The sequence below is a fragment of the Microlunatus endophyticus genome, from assembly GCF_014646195.1.
Taxonomy (GTDB): Bacteria; Actinomycetota; Actinomycetes; order Propionibacteriales; family Propionibacteriaceae; genus Microlunatus; species Microlunatus endophyticus.
On the sequence record NZ_BMMZ01000019.1, the window covers coordinates 37,138 to 56,310 of the forward strand.

General features: G+C 66.3%; 16 protein-coding genes. 11 read left to right on the forward strand and 5 right to left on the reverse strand.

Annotation, left to right across the window (positions count from 1 at the left end):
* Positions 1-25 precede the first annotated feature (25 nt).
* Positions 26-1,402, forward strand: coding sequence for an NAD(P)/FAD-dependent oxidoreductase (locus IEY07_RS23115; protein WP_188898368.1), 1,377 nt, complete (start codon positions 26-28; stop codon positions 1,400-1,402).
* Between the two features lie 20 nt (positions 1,403-1,422).
* Here the strand turns inward: IEY07_RS23115 and IEY07_RS23120 are convergent, their stop codons facing one another.
* Positions 1,423-2,994: a helix-turn-helix transcriptional regulator gene (locus IEY07_RS23120; protein ID WP_229670577.1), complete on the reverse strand. Its 1,572-nt coding sequence runs from the start codon at positions 2,992-2,994 to the stop codon at positions 1,423-1,425.
* Between the two features lie 468 nt (positions 2,995-3,462).
* On the opposite strand from IEY07_RS23120, the gene groES reads away from it, so the two are divergent.
* The 4 genes from groES to IEY07_RS23140 all read left to right on the forward strand — a co-directional run bounded on the left by groES (position 3,463) and on the right by IEY07_RS23140 (position 8,427).
* Complete coding sequence (groES, locus tag IEY07_RS23125; RefSeq protein ID WP_188898372.1) at positions 3,463-3,759, forward strand: co-chaperone GroES; 297 nt, start codon at positions 3,463-3,465, stop codon at positions 3,757-3,759.
* Positions 3,760-3,788: 29 nt separating this feature from the next.
* The gene (groL, locus tag IEY07_RS23130; RefSeq protein WP_188898374.1) at positions 3,789-5,393 is read left to right on the forward strand and encodes a chaperonin GroEL; all 1,605 of its coding nucleotides are present in this window, start codon (positions 3,789-3,791) and stop codon (positions 5,391-5,393) included.
* A 180-nt stretch (positions 5,394-5,573) separates the two neighbouring features.
* Positions 5,574-7,181, forward strand: coding sequence for an alpha-L-fucosidase (locus IEY07_RS23135; RefSeq protein ID WP_188898375.1), 1,608 nt, complete (start codon positions 5,574-5,576; stop codon positions 7,179-7,181).
* 43 nt (positions 7,182-7,224) lie between these two features.
* A complete protein-coding gene (locus IEY07_RS23140; RefSeq protein ID WP_188898377.1) occupies positions 7,225-8,427 on the forward strand; it encodes an LCP family protein in 1,203 nt (400 codons plus the stop codon).
* 2 nt (positions 8,428-8,429) lie between these two features.
* Here IEY07_RS23140 and uxaC read toward each other — a convergent pair whose 3' ends face one another.
* Both uxaC and IEY07_RS23150 read right to left on the reverse strand, forming a co-directional pair.
* On the reverse strand, positions 8,430-9,896 hold the full coding sequence (gene uxaC / locus IEY07_RS23145; protein WP_188898379.1) for a glucuronate isomerase: 1,467 nt from the start codon (positions 9,894-9,896) through the stop codon (positions 8,430-8,432).
* Complete coding sequence (locus IEY07_RS23150; RefSeq protein ID WP_188898408.1) at positions 9,893-10,996, reverse strand: LacI family DNA-binding transcriptional regulator; 1,104 nt, start codon at positions 10,994-10,996, stop codon at positions 9,893-9,895. The genes uxaC and IEY07_RS23150 overlap by 4 nt, the downstream gene beginning before the upstream one ends.
* 178 nt (positions 10,997-11,174) lie before the next feature.
* Here IEY07_RS23150 and guaB point away from each other — a divergent pair, with 178 nt between their 5' ends.
* The 4 genes from guaB (at position 11,175) to IEY07_RS23170 (ending at position 15,437) form a co-directional block, all read left to right on the forward strand.
* A complete protein-coding gene (guaB, locus tag IEY07_RS23155; protein WP_188898381.1) occupies positions 11,175-12,701 on the forward strand; it encodes an IMP dehydrogenase in 1,527 nt (508 codons plus the stop codon).
* Positions 12,702-12,730: 29 nt separating this feature from the next.
* Positions 12,731-13,834 (forward strand): GuaB3 family IMP dehydrogenase-related protein, encoded by a 1,104-nt coding sequence (locus IEY07_RS23160; protein ID WP_188898383.1) that lies wholly within the window; start codon positions 12,731-12,733, stop codon positions 13,832-13,834.
* Positions 13,835-13,948: 114 nt separating this feature from the next.
* On the forward strand, positions 13,949-14,212 hold the full coding sequence (locus IEY07_RS23165) for a helix-turn-helix domain-containing protein (RefSeq protein WP_229670579.1): 264 nt from the start codon (positions 13,949-13,951) through the stop codon (positions 14,210-14,212).
* Positions 14,205-15,437: a type II toxin-antitoxin system HipA family toxin gene (locus tag IEY07_RS23170; protein ID WP_188898385.1), complete on the forward strand. Its 1,233-nt coding sequence runs from the start codon at positions 14,205-14,207 to the stop codon at positions 15,435-15,437. Before IEY07_RS23165 ends, IEY07_RS23170 begins: the two co-directional genes overlap by 8 nt.
* A 21-nt stretch (positions 15,438-15,458) precedes the next feature.
* Here IEY07_RS23170 and IEY07_RS23175 read toward each other — a convergent pair whose 3' ends face one another.
* Both IEY07_RS23175 and IEY07_RS23180 read right to left on the reverse strand, forming a co-directional pair.
* Positions 15,459-16,025: a hypothetical protein gene (locus IEY07_RS23175; RefSeq protein WP_188898387.1), complete on the reverse strand. Its 567-nt coding sequence runs from the start codon at positions 16,023-16,025 to the stop codon at positions 15,459-15,461.
* On the reverse strand, positions 16,018-16,596 hold the full coding sequence (locus IEY07_RS23180; RefSeq protein WP_229670581.1) for a creatininase family protein: 579 nt from the start codon (positions 16,594-16,596) through the stop codon (positions 16,018-16,020). Before IEY07_RS23180 ends, IEY07_RS23175 begins: the two co-directional genes overlap by 8 nt.
* A gap of 124 nt (positions 16,597-16,720) precedes the next feature.
* On the opposite strand from IEY07_RS23180, the gene IEY07_RS23185 reads away from it, so the two are divergent.
* Together IEY07_RS23185 and IEY07_RS23190 are read left to right on the forward strand one after the other, a co-directional pair.
* Positions 16,721-17,638, forward strand: coding sequence for a proline iminopeptidase-family hydrolase (locus IEY07_RS23185; protein WP_188898389.1), 918 nt, complete (start codon positions 16,721-16,723; stop codon positions 17,636-17,638).
* A 30-nt stretch (positions 17,639-17,668) separates the two neighbouring features.
* Positions 17,669-19,066, forward strand: coding sequence for an APC family permease (locus IEY07_RS23190; RefSeq protein ID WP_188898392.1), 1,398 nt, complete (start codon positions 17,669-17,671; stop codon positions 19,064-19,066).
* The last annotated feature ends 107 nt before the right edge of the window (positions 19,067-19,173 follow it).

Here is a 19,173-nt window from a genome sequence, read left to right on the forward strand (position 1 = left end):
GCCCGCAGACAAGGAGACTGCTCCGATGACGAACCCTCCTCGCCGCGTGGTAATCGTCGGCGCCAGCTTCGCCGGGCTGTTCGCCGCCGCTGCGTTGGCCAGGGCCGGAGCCGACGTCACCGTGCTGGAGCGCGATCGGCTGTCCGAGAGCGCGACTCCAAGGCTGGGCGTCCCTCAGGGAGTGCAGCCCCACGTCGTCCTGCACCGCGGCCTGCTGACGTTGGACCAGTTGCTGCCGGGTCTTCGGCAGGATGCCCTCGACGCGGGCGGACTGCTCCTCGACACCGGGACGATGCCATGGCTCGGCCTGCACGGCTGGTCACCGACCGATCTGCCGTCGTACGAGATCCTGTCGATCAGCCGGCCGGTGCTGGAGCTGCTGGCCCGCCGTCGCACGCTCGAGATCCCCGGTGTCAATCTCCGGGATGACTTCCGGGTGAGCGGCCTCGGTGAGACGGCTGACGGACTGGAGGTCCATGGCGCGACGGGTGAGGCCGTCAGCGGCGACGTGGTCGTCGACGCCTCCGGTCGGGGCTCACGGCTGCCCCAATGGTTGGCCGACCTGGGCTACTCGGTCTCCGAGCCGGAGAGCGTGGAGGCCAAGCTGGGCTACGCCTCGCGCCGCTACCAGGGACCGGAGACCCCACCGCTCGACACCGGGCTGGTGATCCTCGCGACGCCTGAGGTGCCGGTTGGATCCACGGTGCTCCCGGTCGAGGGCCGGCAGTGGCTCGCGCTCGCGGCCGGCTACGGCGATCGACGACCTTCTCGGGACACGAACGAGTTCGTCGACTTCCTCTCCTCATTGCGGGATCCTGCTGCTGCCGAGCTGGTGGCCCGCCTGCAGCCGATCAGCGACGTGGCCGTCTACCGGCAGACGGGGAACCGCCGCATCCCGTATGCCCGCGACGCCAGCTGGCCGCGGGGACTGCTGGTCATCGGGGACGCGCTCTGTGCGTTCAACCCGATCTACGGCCAGGGGATCACGGTCGCCGCGATGCAGGCCGAACTGCTGGGACGGTCGATCGGCAGGGTCCACGACGTCAGCAGCACCCGCCGGCTGCAGCGCCGGCTGGCGGCCGTGACCGATGTCCCGTGGTCGGTCGCCACCTCCGAGGACCTGCGGCAGCTGCCGGGAAGCGGCCGACAGCCGGTGCCGCAACGGCTGCTGGCTCGCTGGACCGATCGGATGAACCGGCTCGCCGTGGCCGGCGACCCAGCCTGCGCGATGGCATTCACGCAGGTCTACCACCTGGTCGGCGCACCCCGTCTGCTGTTCTCCCCGCCTGTGGTCGCTGCGGTCCTGCGCTCCTTCGTACGCGGCATACCACCCGCGCTGCCCCGGCCCGCGGTGCTCGATCGGATCGCCGCGACCGACCCCGATGAAGACCCGGCTGGTTGAGGATTCCTGGTGTGGGCCGGTCAGCGGCCGCTCGGCGGATCCGTCGACATCAGTCCGTTGCGGATACCGATCTCGACCGCATGCCCCCGCGACGTCGCACCGAGTTTGCGGTAGAGGCTCTTGCGCTGGTTGCGGACTGTGGCGGGGGAGACGTGCAGGTCTGCTGCGATGTCGTCCAGCGAGCCGGGTCCGGCGATCCGGTTCAGCAGGACCTGCTCGCGCGGGGTGAGCGGCGCCGTCGGCCGGGAGAGTTGGAATGGCCGCGGCGGGTCGATCTCCTTCAGCTTCGCCAGCAGCGGCTGGGTCTCCGGGGCGTGCCGGCCGAGCAATTGAATGGTCGCGGGATCGTTCACCGCCAGGGTGAACAGCCACGGCTCCACCTCGTTGGCAGTCTCGACCGCGGCCTGGCGTAATAGCCGTACGCGGTCATCGGAATTCAACCGGAGCGCGAGATCGGCGGTGACCCCGAGGATGAGCAGATTGAGCCGGACCCGGCGGCTGATCCGGACCGGCCAGCGGGATTCGTCTGCGATCCTGGCCGCCTCCTGGGGATTGCCGATGATCAGCTGGTACCGGGCTGCGGCGATCCGCTCCAGCGGATGGTCGCCCAGCCGTTCCGCGATCGCTGCCGCCGCATCCAGATCGCCCAATCGCACCAGCAGGTCGAGTTCGGAAGTGTCCAGCAACATGCTCGGCAGCGAGTCCCGGGAGAAGATCAGCGGGACCTGGTCGCGGAGGTCGTGCAACTCGTCGATCAGGATCCGCTGATTGCCCAGGAAGAGCCCGGCCCGGGCGCGGGCATAGACCACGTACATCCAGTTCTCACTCGGAACCGCCATGTCCTCGGTGAGGTTGTGCTGGTGGTAGTCGGCCCAGTTCAGCTGGTCGATCGCGACCAGCATGTGAGCCGCCGCGATGCTCTGCCGCTCGGTCGAACTCAACCACCAATCCTTGGAATCCGGTTGCCGGCTGCTGGCCCGGGCGAGCCAGATCGTCGCCAGATGTGACTCGCCGCGCAGGGCATGCAGGAACGCGAGTTTTCCGGCTGCGTCCAAGGCGTGATTGCTGAAGGGGGACAGATCCCGATAGGCGGCCGACAGATGCCGTTCGGCAGCGGTGAAGTCCGCACTCATCAGATGCGCGATTCCGGTATGCAGTTCCAGCGCCGGGACGCTGGACCCGTCCGCGTAACCGGGGTCGAGAAGGTCGAGCCCGAGCTGGACCAAGCCGCGGCCGAAGGTCGCCGCCTCGGTGAAGCGTCCGCGGCGGGTCAGGGCCAGCATGCTGGCCAGGCCGACGCCGACCCTGGCGCGTGGATCCGGAAGATCGGCGTACGTCCTGGTCGCCTGTTCCAGCAGCGGGGCGTCGCGTTCGATGATCACCGGACGGATCGGGGCGAAGAGCTCCTGCACCAGCGCGACTCCGGGATGCTGCGGCAGCAGGTCCTGAGGAACCGACCGGACGGCCTGGACGAGCAGCGCTGCGTCGGTCCGGATCAGGTACGACCAATGACACTCGACCAGCTCGGCGACCAGATCCGCGTCGGCGTCGTTCACCGCGCGCTCCAGACGCCCGAATACTTCTGCCGGCACTCCTCCGATTCCCCTTTCCGACCCGCCCACGTCGAGCCCGCTCGGTCTTTCCCGACCGACGGGACGTGAGCAGGACCAGTGCTCGTGCAGGGCCAGGCGGGGGCCATGTCCGAAGCGGACACGGGGCTATACCTGAGAACTGTAGAACCGCGTTCCGGTGTTCGGGGGCCAAATCTGGCGAATAGTCCCCGGAGATCCTGATCGCTGATGTACCAATATGCGCAGGGCCTGTTGTGTCCGATCAGCTCGGGGGAATGATCGGCTACGACAGGCCCTGGTGTTCTGTCGGCCGTCCGGCCGCACCGGTCTGGCACTCCCGGGGACCGAGTGCTAATCTCGCCATTAGCACTCTCGCACTGAGTGTGCCAGCTAGACCGGTGGGCAGGGACGGCACCCGCGACGACGTCTCGTGTCACTACCGCATACAACACGAACTCGTAACGACACAGAACTGAAAGGGGTTTGAACGTGGCAGTCACGATCAAGCCGCTCGAGGACCGGGTCCTCGTTGAGCCGCTCGAGGCCGAGCAGACGACCGCGTCCGGCCTGGTAATTCCGGATACCGCCAAAGAGAAGCCGCAGGAGGGCAAGGTCATCGCGACCGGCCCAGGGCGGATCGACGACAACGGACAGCGGGTTCCGCTGGACGTCGCCGAGAACGACGTCGTGATCTTCAGCAAGTACGGCGGCACAGAGGTTCGCTACGACAACAAGGACCTGCTGCTGCTGAACGCCCGCGACATCCTCGCCGTCGTCTCCAAGTAGTCCGCCGAAGATCTGAGAAGGGATAGTTCATGCCCAAGATCCTCTCTTTCGATGAGGAGGCGCGGCAGGCGCTGGAGCGTGGCGTCGACACCCTGGCCAACACGGTGAAGGTGACCCTCGGCCCGAAGGGCCGTTACGTGGTCATCGACAAGAAGTGGGGCGCACCGACCATCACCAACGACGGCGTGACCGTCGCCCGTGAGGTCGAGCTCGACGATCCGTATGAGAACCTCGGCGCCCAGCTGGCCAAGGAAGTCGCCACCAAGACCAACGACATCGCCGGTGACGGCACCACCACCGCCACCGTGCTGGCCCAGGCCATGGTTCACCAGGGCCTGCGCGCGGTTGCGGCCGGCGCCAACCCGATCGCCCTCAAGCGGGGCATCGATGCCGCTGTCGCCAAGCTCGTCGAGCGTCTGCAGTCCGACGCGCGCGAGGTGCAGACCACGGCCGATATGGCTTCGGTCGCCACGGTGTCCAGCCGTGACGAGGAGATCGGTTCGCTGATCGCCGAGGCGTTCGACAAGGTCGGCAAGGACGGTGTGATCACCGTCGACGAATCGCAGACCTTCGGTACCGAACTCGAGTTCACCGAGGGCATGCAGTTCGACAAGGGTTACATCAGCCAGTACTTCGTCACCGACGGTGATCGCCAGGAGGCGGTGCTGGATGATCCGTACATCCTGATCCACTCCGGCAAGATCAGCTCGATGAACGATCTGCTGCCGCTGCTGGAGAAGGTCATCGGCGCGTCCGGCAAGCTGTTCATCGTTGCCGAAGACGTCGACGGCGAGGCCCTGTCCACCCTGGTGGTGAACAAGATCAAGGGCACCTTCAACTCGGTCGCGGTCAAGGCTCCGGCCTTCGGTGATCGCCGCAAGGCCATGCTGGAGGACATCGCCATCCTGACCGGTGGCACGGTTGTCACCCCGGATGTCGGCCTCAAGCTCGACCAGGTCGGCCTGGACGTGCTCGGCCGGGCCCGTCGGGTCGTTGTCACCAAGGACGACACCACCATCGTCGACGGAGCCGGCAATGCCACCGACGTCGCCGGTCGGGTCGCCCAGCTGAATGCCGAGATCGAGCGGACCGATTCCGACTGGGACCGGGAGAAGCTGCAGGAGCGGGTCGCCAAGCTCGCCGGCGGTGTCTGTGTGATCAAGGTCGGTGCGGCCACCGAGGTCGAGCTCAAGGAGAAGAAGCACCGGATCGAGGACGCGGTGTCCGCGACCCGGGCTGCGATCGAGGAGGGCATCGTCGCCGGTGGCGGCGCGGCTCTCGTGCACGCGGCTGCTGCTCTGGACGGTGGCCTCGGGTTGCCGGCCGACGAGGAGACCGGTGTCGGCGTCGTTCGCAAGTCGGTCGTCGAGCCGCTGCGCTGGATCGCCGAGAACGGCGGCCAGCCGGGCTACGTGATCACCTCCAAGGTTGCCGAGCTGGGCCCGACCGAGGGTTACAACGCGGCCACCGGCAAGTACGGGGACCTGATCGCCGACGGCGTCATCGACCCTGTCAAGGTGACCCGGTCGGCGCTGGCCAACGCGGCCTCGATCGCCTCCCTGCTGCTCACCACCGAGACCCTGGTAGTGGACAAGCCGGAAGAGGACGACGAGCCGGCAGGTCACAGCCACTGATCTGAAAGATCAGTAGCGCAAGATCAACTTCGAGGGCCCTTCCCGGATGGGAGGGGCCCTCGTCGTATCTGCCCGAGGTCGACCGGCTTCAGCACCCCGGCGGCGACCTCCACCGGGCTCGGTGCATGATGGGCACTGAGCATATTCATCCGATGTTTCGGATCCAAGGAGCGGTCACCGGTGACTCTGTCCAACTCTGTCGTAGCCCAGGCCCAGGTCGACGGGAATGATCCCGAACGGCTGGAGTGGCTTCGTGATCTTGGTTTCGGTCTGTTCATCCACTGGAGCGTCGACACCCAACTCGGGATGGACATCAGCCACTCCCTGGTCGGTGCCTCCGACGACTACGTGCAGCGCTATTTCGACGTCCTGCCCGGCCGGTTCGCGCCACGGCGCTTCGATCCGACCGAGTGGGCCGAACTGGCCCGGACCGCGGGGATCCGCTATGTGGTCTTCACCTCCAAGCATCACAACGGCTTCTGCATGTTCCATACCGCGACCACCGAATACCAGGTCGCGAACACACCCTTCGAGCGCAACATCACCCGCGAGATGCTGGATGCTTTTCGTGATCATGGCATCGCTCCGGGGCTGTATTTCTCACCCGATGACTTCCACTGGTTGTGGGAGAACAAGATCCCGATCCAGCGCAACACACCCGAGGTCGCTCCGGCCAACAATCCGGGCCTGATGGAGTTGGCCAAGGCCCAGGTCACCGAGCTGCTCACCGACCACGGCCAGGTCGACATGATCTTCTTCGACGGCCCGCCGGAAGGCCTGCGCGAGCACGCCTGGGAGGTCAGCCCGGGCGTGCTGGTGACCAGAGGAGCGATCCCGACGCCGGAGCAGTACGTGCCAGGACTTCCGTACGAGGGGGCCTGGGAATCCAACCTGACCATGGGAACCCAGTGGACGTACAAGCCGACCAACGAGTCGTACAAGTCCGGCCGGCAGATCATCGAGACCTTGATCGAAACCCGGGCCAAGGGCGGCAACCTGCTGCTCAACATCGGCCCGCGACACGACGGCGCGATCCCGATCGAGCAGGAGCAGTTGCTGCAGGAGATCGGGTTGTGGATGTTCGTCAACAGCGAGTCGATCTACGACAGCCGGCCGTGGGTGATCACCAACGAGGGGCCACTCTGGTTCACCCGCAACAAGGATTCCGGTGATCTCTACGTCCATGTCACCGGTGCCGATCGGTGGCGGTGGGGGACCAGACGCGACTTCGTCCTGGCGTCGGTGCGCGCGACGGAGGAGACCAAGATCACGGTGCTCGGCCAGAACGGCGCGGTGATGGAGTACCGTCCGGGGGCCGATCCGCGGCCGAGCTTCGAACAGCGGGACGACGGGCTGCACCTGAGCGCGATGAACACCCATCGGCTCTACAACGACAAGGCCTGGCCGAATCCCGTCGTGATCAAGCTGACCCATGTCGAACCGGCGCTGGTGCCGCCGCGGATCGAGACCGTCGACGCGGCCTGGGTGGCGGCCGACGGCGAGGTGGAGGTCGGGGTCGCGGCGACTGAGCTGGGCAGCGTCGAGGGGCTGCGGATCGGTGTCGAGTACCAGGACATCACCGGCCTCGACACCCTGGAAAGACCCGATGACTGGGATCAGGTGGGCCCCGTGCCGGCCGGCGAACCGGGTGCCCGTGCCGGCGTCCGCCTCCCGGCTGCAGCAGGCCACACCTATGCCGTACGAGCCGTCGCCGATGCCGGACTTCTGACCCTGCGCGGCGGCGAGATCAAGGTCACCGCGGAGCGTCCGGTGGACAATCCGGGCTGATCTGCACAAAACTCTCCCGGGTCCGACCCGAGGGAGGAATGCCGTGAACTCCGAACGATCCGCGATGCCCGGAAGGATCCCGCGCCGCGGTGTCCTGGCGCTGCTGGCGGCCGTACCTGCCGGGATCGTCACGGCCTGCAAGCCGAAGTCCTCGGCGTCCGGCCCGCGGCCGACCTCTGCCGCCACCTCACCGACACCCTCGCCCACTCCGACGCCGACAGCGCGGCCCAAGCCGGCAGGGGTCACGGTGGCCACGAAAGGACTTTCCGGCAGCCTGGCCGATTTCGCCAAGGCCCTGTACGGCGGCCATCAGATCGCGACCTCACCGGCAGTGGCGGCACTGAAGAAGCGCCGGCGCCCGAAGGCATCCCGGATGACGGTAACCGGCAGCCGGGGCGAGTGGCACGGGACGCCGGTGGCCATCCTGTCGCAGGGCCATGACCTCACCTTCGCGGTGTACCGGAAGGGCAAGTGGACCGCGGTCGCCGGCTGGTGGCCCGATCTCGGCGTCGACGGGGTGTCGGCGGGAGACAAGCAGTTCGTGTTGATCATGGGCTCGGACGCCCGGACCTCCGAGGGCCAGTCGATCACCCGCAGCCGGGCCGACACGCTACAGGTCATCGGTGTCGACGGCTCCGGTTCGGCCGGTGTGGTGGGCGTTCCCCGAGACACCTGGACCGATATCGGCAAGATCAACAGCGCCATGGTGTACGGCGGTCCGTCCAATCAGGTGAAGGCGATCGCCTCGTTGACCGGGTTGCCGATCAAGCACTATGTGCTGACCGGCTTCCACGGATTCAGGAGTTTCGTGCACGAGATCGGCGGCGTCACCGTCACCAATCCGCATGCCATGCCCAGCCGCGGTATCCCGAAGGGCAGGATTCACCTGGGCAGCAACAAGGCACTGTGGTTCGCCCGGGAACGCCACTCCCTGCCTGACGGCGACTTCGGTCGCTCGGCCGACCAGCAGCGACTGCTGATGGCCTTCGGCCAGGCGATGAAGAGGCTCGGCCCGACCCGGTTCGGCAAACTCGTCAGCACCGTGAGCAAGGTGACCACGACCGACCTGCCCGCCGAGAACGCGCTCCAATACGCCGCCTGGGCCTGGTCGATCAAGCCGTCCAAGGTCGGCCGGGTCGTCGCCACCGGTGGATTCGGGACGCGGGACGGTCAATCAGTGGTGCTGCTGGGATCGCACGCGAAGCGGATCTTCCGTGAGTTCGCTTCCGGCCGACTCCGCACCTGATATCAACTGCGGACGTACTTCTCCAGCCGGAAGGTGTTGACCGGGACCGAGCCGGCAAGATCACCGGCGATCTCGTACGCCTCGTCCTCACCGAGCTGGTGGGTCGCCACCAGACCGGCAAGGAAACCCGCATCCAGGCGCCGGGACATGTCGTGCCGGGCCGGGATCGAGCAGTAGGCGCGGGTGTCGTCGATGAAGCCTGAGGTCTTGCCGAAGCCGGCGCTGTCGGTCGCCGCGGCGCGGAAGCGGCTGATCGCCGCCGGGGTGTCGATGAACCACCACGGGGCGCCGACGTAGACGCTGGGGTAGAAGCCCGCCAGTGGCGCGATCTGCTGGGAGAAGGACGTCTCGTCGGTGGTGAACAGGACGATCCGGAAGGTGTCGCTGCGTCCGAAGTCGTTGAGCACCTGCCGCAGCCCAGCCGTGAATGTGGCCGGGCCCGGAAGATCATGTCCGGTGTCCGGCCCGTACGCCGCGAAGGAGGCCTGGTCGTAGTTGCGGACGACGTCGGCGTGCAACTGCATCACCAGGCCGTCCTCGGCCGACATCGCGGCCAGCTGGTAGAGCAGATTCCGCCGGTACGCGACGACCTCGTCCGGGGCCACCGATCCGCCCAGCGCTGCCCGGTGGATCCGCTCGGCCTCGGCGTCGGGCAGCGGGATCGCGTAGGCATCCGCCGTGCCCGAGTCGGTCGCGGTCCCGCCGTTCTGCTTGAAGTAGGCGCGCCGGTTGCGCAATGCCTCGACCAGTCCGGCATAGCTGCCGGTGTCGATATCGGCGGCCGCCGCCAGTTCCTCCAGGAATCCCTTCCAGCCCGGGACATTCGGGGTCATGTAGCGGTCGGCGCGGAAGGTCGGCACGGCCGTGCCGGTGAAGTCCGGGTCGGCGGCCAGCAGCTGGTGGGCCGACAGGTCCGAGGCCGGATCGTCGGTCGTGGCCAGCACCGCGATGTTGAACCGATCGAAGAGCTCCCGCGGACGGAAGTCCGGCCGGGCCAGTTGCTCGCTCAGCTGGTCGTAAAGATCATCGGCAGTCTCGGCACTCGGCTGGACAGTGAGGCCGAAGACCTCGGACAGCTCGCTCTCGAACCAGTAGCGGACGACGGTGCCGGCGAAGACATGCCAATGGCTGCAGAAGAGTCGCCAGATCTCACGCGGATCGGCGTCCGGGGTGTTGACGCCGAGTTGATCGAGGCCGACTCCGTAGGCGTGGATCAGCCGGGTTACGTAGTGATCGGGGGTGATCAACAACTCGGCGGGATTTCCGAAGGGCCGGTTCTCGGCCAGGACGGCCGCGTCCACGTGGCCGTGCGGGGAGTAGATCGGAGCGCCGGACACCTGCTGGTAGATCGACCGGGCAAGATCACGAAGACCGGTATCGGCCGGCAGCAGTCGATCGGGATGCGGTGCCAGCGCTCGTACGGGAGGCCGTACCGGGGTGCTTGCCGGTCGGCCGGTGGTTGTGGTCATTGCTGTCCTTCCTCGGACGCTCGGAGGGGCGGATCTTCTTGTACGGCAGGGATATCGTTCCTGGCGGGGCCGGTGGTCGATCGCACCGTCAGGTGCGTGGGCAGCAGCACCCGACGTTCGCCGCCGCGGGGGCTGACCTGTCCCGGGGTCATCGGATTCAGCAGGCCGAGCATCATGGTGGTCGCCGCACGACCGGCCTGTTCGATCGGTGCGGTCATCGTCGTCAGCGGTGGGTTGCAGAAGTCCGCGCCGAAGATGTCGTCGCAGCCGACGATGCTGACATCGTCCGGAACGGACAGCCCGCGCTCAGCCATCCGGCGCAACATCCCGATCGCCAGCAGGTCGTTGTAGGCGATGGCGGCGGTCGCATTGGTGTTGATCACGGCATCCGCTGCGCCGGCACCCGACGTGGTCTTCGGCGCGAACGGGCCGATCCGTACGGCTTCGATCTTCACCCCGCCCGGACGCTGCCGGGAGCGGATCGCCTCGTTGAGTGCCCGCCAGCGCCAGCGGTTGGAGAAAGAGTTCGGCGGCCCGGAGACGTAACAGATCCGCCGGTGACCGAGTGACACCAGATGATCGAGTGCCTGGTTGATCGCGGCGGGCACGTCCAGCAGCACGCTCGGGACGCCGTGAACGTTGCGGTTCACGGTGACCAGCGGATGCAGCCGCGAGGCGGCGACGATCTGCTCGTCGGTCAACCGGGACGCGGTGAGGATCACGCCGTCGCAGGTCTTGCGGAGTCGTTCCAGGGATTCCGACTCCTGGCCGGCCGATTCCTCGGTGTCCAGCAGCACCTGGCTGTAGCCGGCGGCCTTCAGCTGGTGCTGGGTGCCGCGGATCAGGTCGAAGTAGAACGGGTTGGTGATGTCGGGGACCAGCAGGGCGACCGTACGCGTCCGGCCGGAGGACAGGGCGCGGGCCTGGCTGCTCGGCACGTAGTTGAGCTCCGCGGCGATCCGCTGCACCCGCTCCCTGGTTGTGGCGTTGACCCGGCCGGGATTGTTCAGCGCGCGGGAGACTGTCGAGGCGGCCACGCCGGCCTGGGCTGCGACATCGTGAATGGTTACCGAGCGCTCGGCGGGCTCGCGGGTCTGCATTGACGTCACGGGTCCCAACCCAAGCACATTCCAGCTCGAGCTGACAAACGGTTGCCGTCTCTTTGCCGTCCCCGGTGCCGTGCGACGAACCGGGCTGGGGCCGGCGAAGGAGGAAATCCGGGGTCGCGTGGTTACCATAGGTACCACCGCCACCCTTGCTCGTCGGAAGGTATTTCCTGTGGTCCAGGATCCCGATCTCTCGCCAGCCGGCGTACCCGGTCCGTTCGAAACGCTCGGTCTCACTTTCGATGACGTTCTGCTGCAACCGGCGGAGTCGGATGTCATCCCGTCCCAGGTGGACACCCGCGCACAGGTCTCCAAGAACATCTCGATCAAGATCCCGTTGCTGTCCTCTCCGATGGACACCGTGACCGAGGCCCGGATGGCGATCGCGATCGCCCGCGAGGGCGGCCTCGGGGTGCTGCACCGCAACCTGTCGATCGAGGAACAGGCCCGCCAGGTGGACCAGGTCAAGCGGTCCGAGGCCGGGATGATCGACGAGCCGATCACCATCTCGCCTGGGGCGACGCTGCGTGAGGCCGACGAGTTGTGCGCGCACTTCCGAATCTCGGGCATCCCGGTCGTCGACGAGGACCAGAAGCTGCTGGGCATCGTCACCAACCGCGACATGCGTTTCGAGGCCAACCCCGGGCGCAAGGTCGGCGAGGTGATGACCAAGATGCCGCTGGTCACCGGCCACGTCGGGATCAGCAAGGACGACGCCCTGAAACTCCTTGCCCAGAACAAGATCGAGAAGCTGCCGCTGGTCGATGATCAAGGCAAGCTGCGCGGTCTGATCACCTTGAAGGACTTCGTGAAGTCCGACCAGTACCCGGACGCCAGCAAAGATGATCAAGGTCGGCTCCGGGTCGCTGCGGCGGTCGGCTTCTTCGGCGACGCCTGGGAGCGGGCGATGGCGCTGGTCGAGGAGGGCGTCGACATGCTGATCGTCGACACCGCTCACGGCCACTCGCAGGGCGTGCACGACATGGTGCGCAAGCTCAAGACCGAACCGATGGCCGATCATGTCGACATCGTCGGCGGCAACGTCGCGACCTATGCGGGCGCCAAGGCGCTCGTCGATGCCGGTGTGGACGGCATCAAGGTCGGCGTCGGGCCGGGCTCGATCTGCACCACCCGGGTGGTCGCCGGTATCGGCGTCCCGCAGGTGACGGCGATCTACAACGCCTCGCGCGCGGCCAAGCCCGCGGGCGTGCCGGTGATCGGCGACGGCGGTCTGCAGTATTCCGGTGACATCGCCAAGGCGCTGGTCGCCGGTGCCGACACGGTGATGCTCGGCTCGCTGCTGGCCGGCTGCGACGAGAGCCCGGGCGATCTGGTCTTCATCAACGGCAAGCAGTACAAGTCCTACCGGGGCATGGGGTCGCTGGCTGCGATGGCCGGCCGTGGTAAGCGGCCCTCGTACTCCAAGGACCGCTACTTCCAGAGCGATGTCACCAGTGAGGACAAGATCATCGCCGAGGGCATCGAGGGTCAGGTGCCCTATCGCGGTCCGGTCGGCGCGGTCGCCTATCAGTTGATCGGTGGCCTGCGGCAGTCGATGTTCTACACCGGCGCCACCACCATCCCCGAGCTGCAGGAGCGCGGCCGATTCGTCCGGATCACCTCCGCCGGGCTGCGGGAATCCCATCCGCACGACATCCAGATGACGGCCGAGGCGCCCAACTACTACTCTCCGAAGTGACATTCGTCCCCGGAGATTCGAAGGCAGGCATGTACGAGATCGGTCGCAACAAGCGCGCCCAACAGGGCTTCGCGTTCGATGACATCGCGATCGTCCCGTCGCGACGCACCCGTGGACAGGAAGAGGTCAACCTCGCCTGGCGGATCGACGCGCTGACCTTCGACTTCCCGATCATCGCGGCGCCGATGGACTCGGTGATGTCGCCGGCGACGGCGATCGCGATGGGTCAGCTCGGCGGTCTGGGGGTGCTCAACCTCGAGGGACTGTGGACCCGCTACGAGGACCCCGAGCCGTTGCTGGCCGAGATCGCCTCGATCGCCGATTCCAAACAGGCCACCCACCGGCTCCAGGAGCTCTATGCCCGGCCGATCGATCCCGGCCTGATCGCCAAACGGATCAGCGAGATCCGGGCCGCCGGGGTGCCGGCAGCGGGGGCGTTGTCACCGCAGAACACCAGCGAATACGCCAAGGCGGTAGTGGACTCCGGGGTCGACTTCTTCGTCATCCGCGGTACGACCGTGTCGGCCGAGCACGTGTCCTCGGCAGCCGAACCGCTCAACCTCAAGCAGTTCATCTACGACCTTGACGTGCCGGTGATCGTCGGTGGCTGCGCCACCTATCAGGCCGCCCTGCACCTGATGCGCACCGGTGCCGCCGGCGTGCTGGTCGGCTTCGGCGGGGGAGCAGCCCACACCACCCGCGACGTGCTCGGAATCTCCGTCCCGATGGCGTCCGCGGTCTCCGACGTGGCGGCCGCACGCCGGGACTATCTGGACGAATCCGGCGGCCGCTACGTGCACGTGATCGCCGACGGTTCGGTCGGCCGGTCGGGTGACATCGCCAAGGCGATCGCCTGCGGCGCTGATGCCGTGATGGTCGGCTCGCCGCTGGCCCGGGCCACCGAGGCGCCCGGACACGGCTATCACTGGGGTGCCGAGGCCTGGCACGAATCGCTGCCGCGGGGTGAGCGGGTCGAGGTCGGCTCGGTCGGTTCCCTGGAACAGATCCTGCACGGTCCCTCGACCGTGTCCGACGGGACCATGAATCTGGTCGGAGCGCTCCGCCGGTCGATGGCCACCACCGGCTACACCGAGGTCAAGGAGTTCCAGCGGGTCGAGGTCATCGTCGGCTGAGACGTTCCCGCGGGAACGTCTTGTGACGTTGATAATGTAGTCAAACCGTTTGACTACTGTTTTGTAGTCAGCTAACTTGACTACAGAAACGTAGTCGAGCTGGAGGCTTGTGGCGTGTCCGACGACGATTCATACACGGGGACCGTGACCAGCGCGGAATCGCTCGGTCGGATTCTGCAGCAGGCGCGGATGCTCGCCGGCCTCAGCCAGCGAGATCTCGCCCAGCGCATCGGCGCCAGTCAGCGCTACATCTGGGAGATCGAGTCCGGGAAACCGTCGATCTTCACCGAACGACTCTTCAGCTACATGCGAGAGACCGGCATGACCCTCACGGCAACGATCGCGCCGCCCGACGAGATGCGACGCGCAGATGGGTGACCTGACCGTCGAGCTGTACGGCAGCCCGATCGGGCGGTTGTCCGGAAGCTGGCAGACATTCGACTTTCACGCCGAGCCGGACGCGGTGAGAAGGTACGGGCTGGACAGCCTGATCCTGTCGGTCGCGATCCCGCTCGCCGTCGTCACGAGTCGAAGCAACCGGCGGAGGAGACAGGCGTTCTTCGCGGGCCTGCTTCCCGAAGGACGCATGCTCAGCCGGATGGCAGATGAGGCGGCGGTGGCCACCTACGACACGATCGGGCTGTTGCGGCGTTACGGGCGCGATATCGCCGGCGCGCTCCAGATCTGGGATGCCGACGACCCGGGCGAGCCCAGGACCCCGGCGACCGAACCGCTCTCCGAGCGCGCAGTTGCAGAGCTCCTCGCCCGTGTCGGTGACGAACCTCTGGCCAACCGGCCTGTTGGTGGCAAGACATCGCTTGCGGGTGTTCAGGACAAGATCGTCCTGGCTCGTACGGCCGATGGCTGGGCCCAGGTGCTCGATGGCTACCCGTCGACCCACATCCTGAAGCCGGAGACGATCGGTCATCCCTCGATGATCTACGACGAAGAGTACGGTTCGCGGTTTGCGCGGGCGCTGGGGCTCGCCGAGTTCGAAACTCGCCTCGAGACGTTCGACACAACGCCGGCGCTGGTCATCGAGCGATACGACCGAAACCCCCGTGAGACAGGTAACCAACGAATACATCAGGAGGATTTCAGTCAGGCGCTCGGCCTGTCAGGTGACCAGAAGTACCAACGCCATGGCGGAGGTGCGAGCCTCGCCCGCGTCGCGTCCACCCTGGCCCGGCATGCCGAGCCGGGCTCTCTCCGCACGCTCTTGATGTTGACGACCCTGTCGGTCGCGATCGGCAACCTCGACCTGCACACCAAGAACATCTCCTTGCTCCATCGGACGGACCAGTCGATCACGCCTGCGCCGGCCTACGATGTCGTTCCTCAGACCCATCTGCCCAATGATGGTGCGCTGGCGCTGATGATCGCCGGCAAGTATCAGCACGCTGCCATCAGCCGTGACGATCTCGTCCGCGAGGCAGCCGGATGGGGTCTGCGCGACGCCGCGAAGATCATCGACGACACCCTCGATCGGGTGCTCGACGTGACTGCGAGCGAACTACCAGATCCGCGGGCGTACGCCGGTCTGCTCGCCGATATCGCGAGGTTCGCAAGCAATCTGCGCGCCGGTCGGCCGGTCGGCGGGTGATCCTGGATCCAGTCCGGGGGATCAGTCCTCCGGCACGGCGCGGCGTAGGACGTAGACTTCTGGAATTGCGAGCTTGATCGCGGCGACCGTCTCGTCGAGTTGCTGATCACTGTTGTCGATCATGAGGTAGCGATAGTCGTACGCGTTGTCCTGCAGACTCGTGTCACCGATCGGATAGCCGGCGTCGACGCGGTCCCGCCACTCCTGGCTGGATGGCTTCGGACGCGCGATCCGGCGCTGGTCGCGGACGATCTTGGACGCGCGGAGCTGGACGACATAGAGCGCGAGATCGGATGGAAGACGGGTGCGGAGCGACCGAAGACCGTCGTAGGTGTCGCCGTCGAGGAAGCTGCCCGCGATCACCGTGGTGTAACCGGCATCCAGAAAGTTGGCGATCACAGCGGTGAGGTTCTGCCGGAGCAACTCCAGGAACGGACCGTCGAAGGTGAAGGGGTTGACCTGACCGATGTCCTCGGCGTCGATCTTCGCCCCGTTGGGGGTGTGCGGCAGCAGTGCGCTCATCACCGTGCTCTTGCCGGCACCCTCCTCGCCGGTGATCACGATCAGTGATCGTTGTTGATCAGGCATCGCAGTCGTCTCCGGCAGCCGTGAGGTAGTCGGCCACCCAGTCGACGCAGGCCCGCCAGAGTCGGTCACCAAGATCGGCACTGGCGTGGCGAGGATCGCCGATCACTCCGGTGTCGCTGTAGGCGGCGAAGTCCAGATCCGGGGCCGCCCCTGGATTCTCCACAGCCACTCGTACGACGGCTTGGTGCAGATCGTGCTGGCCACACCCGCGCCACACGACGACGTGCCTGAAGCCCTGTTCGAGGATCGACGAGATCGCGGCGACGACAAGTTGATCGTGCAGCGGCTCGGGCAGGTGCAGATAACCGGTGCCGAAGTTCCGGTGTTCGGGCGTCGGTCCCACTGGTATCGCCGGAAGCACCACGGTCATGCGATCGCGTCGCCGGTCAGCCTCGTTGGCCGCGGCGATCATGAGGGACTCGGAGAACCAGGTGTCGAAGTCGACCGGCAGGTGTGGTCCCTGCTGTTCGGTGCAGCCGAGCGGCAGGACGACAACCGTATCCGTCCGTGGCAGCCGATCGATCTCCTGGTAGGTCAGGTCCCCGTAGCGCACCGCATCATTCAAGCCCACCTGAAGATCACCGCACCACTCATTTCGGATTCGAACAACGACGTTACAGAGGGCTCGGAGGTCGGCCGCAGGGTACTAGATTGACCTCAATTCCAGGATCGAGCGCGTACCGAAGAGGCTGCAGATGGTCCAATCGCATGACCCACGATTTCCGGAGCCGAGCCGTACCGGGACGGTGCCGTTCCGCGGGCACGAGACCTGGTACCGGGTCACCGGTGATCTTGGCGGCGACCGTACCCCGCTGGTCGTGCTGCACGGTGGCCCCGGCGCCGCCCACAACTACACCCTGATGATGGCCAATCTGGCCGCCGACGGCCGGGCGGTGATCCATTACGACCAGCTCGGCTGCGGCGAGAGCACGCATCTCCCGGACGTGCCGGCGGATTTCTGGACCGTCGACCTGTTCGTCGAGGAGCTGCGCACGCTCGTTGATCATCTCGGCATCGATAGCTTCCATCTGCTCGGCCAGTCCTGGGGCGGCATGCTCGCGCCGGAGGTGGTGCTCTCCGACAGCAGCGGTATCAGGAGCCTGACGATCTGCGACTCCCCGGCCTCGATGGAGCTCTGGCTGCGCGCGGCCAACGAACTGCGTGATCAACTTCCCGCCGACGTCCAGCAGACGCTGTTGCGTCACGAACAGGCCGGCACGACCGACGATCCGGAGTACGCCCGGGCGATGCAGGTCTTCTACGACCGCCATGTCTGCAGGGTGGTGCCCAATCCGGTCGAGGTCTCCGACACGTTCGCCCAGATCGAGGCCGAACCGACCGTGTACCACACCATGAACGGCCCTTCGGAGTTCCACGTCATCGGCAGCCTGAAGGATTGGACCATCGTCGACCGGCTGTCCGGGATCGAGCTGCCGACCTTGGTGGTCGCGGGCGCCTACGACGAGGCCCGGCCGTACGTCTGGCAGCCGTTCGTCGACAAGATCAACGGCGCGCGCTCGCATGTCTTCACCGAATCCAGCCACATGCCACATGTCGAGGAGCCGGAGGAATTCCTTGCTGTGGTTGGCAATTTCCTGTCCGAGAACGACTGATCCGAGCCCAGAACGTACGGAGGTGGCGCTATGCCAGAAGCACCCGAGGCCCAGCGCGAGGATATCGCCGAGTTCGGCTACAAGCAAGAGCTCAGCCGCCGGCTGTCGACCGTTGACCTGTTGATCTACGGCCTGGTCTTCATGGTGCCCATCGCACCCTGGGCGATCTTCGGGACGGTCTTCAACGAGGCCAAGGGCATGGTGCCGCTGGTCTACATCATCGGGCTGGTCGCGATGATCTTCACCGCGCTGTCGTACGCCCAGATGTCGCGGGCCTTCCCGATCGCCGGATCGGTCTACTCTTATGTCGGCCGTGGGCTGCACCCGCGACTCGGCTTCATCGCCGGCTGGACGATCCTGCTGGACTACCTGCTGGTGCCGACGCTGCTCTACGTCTTCGCCGCCGAGTCGATGTCGGGCATCTTCCCCGGCGTGCCCAAGTGGATCTGGGTGATCATCTTCCTGGTGATCAACACCGGCGTCAACTACATCGGGATCTCCTTCACCGCACTGGTCAACAGGCTCTTCCTGGCCGCCGAAGTGATCTTCATCGTGATCTTCGTGATCATGGCCATCCTGGCGATCGTGCACGGCACCGCCGGGGCGCGGTTCACCACCACACCGCTCTTCAACCACCAGTACTTCAGCGCCTCGTTGGTGGCCACTGCGCTGTCGATCGCGGTGCTGTCGTTCCTGGGCTTCGACGGCATCGCGACCCTGGCCGAGGAGAGCAAGGGTGGCCACAAGTCGGCCGGCACGGCGATGATCCTCGGACTGATCATCGTGGCGATCTTCTTCATCAGCCAGACCTGGCTGGCCGGCATGCTGGTGCCGGACACGACCTCCTTCTCCGATGCCGCGGCCGGGAACGCCTTCTTCGACATCGTCCGGTCGGTCTCCACCCACGCCTGGCAGGTGGCCTTCCTGGCCATGAACGCCCTGGCGGTCGGCATCGCCAACGCGGTCGCCGCACAGAGCGCCACCTCGCGACTGCTGTTCTCGATGAGCCGGGACGGCCAGCTGCCGCGCTTCCTGTCCCACATCAATGCGCGTAACAAGGTGCCGGAGCGGGCGATCCTGCTGGTCGGCGGCATCACCCTGGTGCTCGGGTTGTTCTTCGTCGGACAGCTCAGCCTGATCAGCAGCCTGGTCAACTTCGGCGCGCTGACGGCCTTCCTGTTGCTGCACGTGTCGGTGATCGGCTACTTCGGCGTACGCCGCCGGTCCCGCAACATCGTGCTGCACTGGATCGTCCCGGTCATCGGCTTCGCGATCATCGGTTTCGTGCTCTGGAACGCCGAACCCGCGGCCAAGATCGGCGGCATCGCCTGGCTGATCATCGGCATCGGCGTGCTGATCTACTACAGCCGGCGCGGCATCGGCATCCTGCCCGAGCACCGCGCCGAGATCGACGCCGACGTCTCCTAGTGTCCTCACTTGTCCGCACCGGCTACCGAGATCCGCGCTAGTGTTGCGCGTCATTAATTCGTTTACAGTGTGGGATGATGGTGTATGCCATCAACTGTGTTCGAGGT